The organism is Parendozoicomonas callyspongiae, assembly GCF_023502345.1.
Taxonomy (GTDB): domain Bacteria; phylum Pseudomonadota; class Gammaproteobacteria; order Pseudomonadales; family Endozoicomonadaceae; genus Sansalvadorimonas; species Sansalvadorimonas callyspongiae.
In genome coordinates this window covers 1-1510 of the sequence record NZ_JAMFLX010000079.1, presented here as the reverse complement: position 1 = coordinate 1510, position 1510 = coordinate 1, and the positions used below count along the sequence as shown (strand labels likewise).

The 1510-nt window shown below is 39.8% G+C and carries 2 protein-coding genes; one reads left to right on the top strand and one right to left on the bottom strand.

Annotation, left to right across the window (positions count from 1 at the left end):
* The first annotated feature begins 87 nt into the window (after positions 1 to 87).
* Positions 88 to 768 (top strand): hypothetical protein, encoded by a 681-nt coding sequence (locus M3P05_RS20320; protein ID WP_249701958.1) that lies wholly within the window; start codon positions 88 to 90, stop codon positions 766 to 768.
* Between the two features lie 315 nt (positions 769 to 1083).
* On the opposite strand, the gene M3P05_RS20315 is transcribed toward M3P05_RS20320, so the two are convergent.
* A complete protein-coding gene (locus M3P05_RS20315; RefSeq protein WP_249701957.1) occupies positions 1084 to 1395 on the bottom strand; it encodes a hypothetical protein in 312 nt (103 codons plus the stop codon).
* Positions 1396 to 1510: the final 115 nt, after the last annotated feature.

The window sequence follows — 1510 nt, the reverse complement described above, 5'->3', positions numbered from 1 at the left end:
GGACTGCGCCTGGCGGCGCAGCCCCTTACGCGGGCGTTACACGGCTTTATAAACATATCATTAGAATTAACTTTTTAAGAGAAAGAAATGAGATTACTTGCAGTAATACTGTTTTCAATTTTTATGGCTGGTTGTGCAACACCAAAGTACAATTACGCACCGATAACAACTGAAATAAGTGAGCCTCCAATTGATTCTATTAATGTCGCTTATGTTGGCGATACAATGCTAAGGCAAGGAAAGTTCACAAATCACGACGCAATTTATGTAAGGGGGAAAATTGACCCAAGCTGGGCATATTCAATTCTTCCAGGTTACTATCTAAAACAAGGTAATGACTCCGATTCTGGGTTTTACTATCCCAGCGGAGGAAATGAGAGTGGCTCGGTAACTAAAGCTGCATTAGCAGATCCATGGAAAAGTGTTCAGGCGTACACAAACACTAATAAAATCTGCGTAATCACTGTCTTTAATGTTGCAGCATGTGGAAATAGTAATGATTTTGAACACACACAAAAGCCAATTCAATCAAAAAACTCCTTTCAACAAACATTGATTTACAGCGGAATCATTGGAAACAAAATAAACATCGGTTATAGAGAATTTTCTAGTAATATGGCAAGACCGGCTTTTAATAATGATGTCGAGTATGATCTAACAAAGTCAAAAATAATCGGCTATAAAGGCGCAAAGATCGAAATTGTTGACGCGACCAATGAATTAATAAAGTATCGAGTCATAAAAAATTTCAATAAAGCCAAGTACTAGCAACCGCCGTGTAACAAGTGCGTGGTGTTCGCCCCTTCGGGGCTGGGACGCCGCCTGCGGCGGCGCCCCACACGCAAGCGTTAGCTGCTCACATACTCATGACCAAACATCCGAGTTTAATGTCCATACTATGAATAGAAGTATTAGATATCTCTTTAAATGGCAAGAATTTCCCAGAGACACAAAGTAAAGTTTAAATATAATTATGACGGAAAAAACCTACATATTACGGTTCAATATATCTGATGGCATTTCCGATGATGAATATGAAACTGCAATAAGTGCACTGCTCCAAACCATAGAATCAGAATTAGATCACGAATCTTTTATCCTTAGCTCAAGAAACACCATCACCATCTGCACTTCTCTATCTGAGGAAGAAATTAAGAGAGTTACGGCTCCTATTTTTAGCCTCATTTGGGATGAGTTAAATAAACCAGTAATTTTATCTGAGTAGTAGTAAATGCCATCTGGAAAACAAAGATTTTTAAACGTAGCTTCAGCGATATGTCTGGCTATTTCTCTTTCAATGTTGGGAACAGGTGTTTCTGAATACATCCAATACTCAAGGCTTATTCCTGAGTGTTTCTTTACACCAATATTTATAATGGCAATACCTCCAACCATATCCTATTTGGCAGGTTTCGGTATAAAACTTTTCCACAAAGCCTGAACCACGCAGCTAACAAGTCGCTGGTGTTCGTCGCTTCGCTCCTGGGACGCCTACGGCGCCCCACAGCTC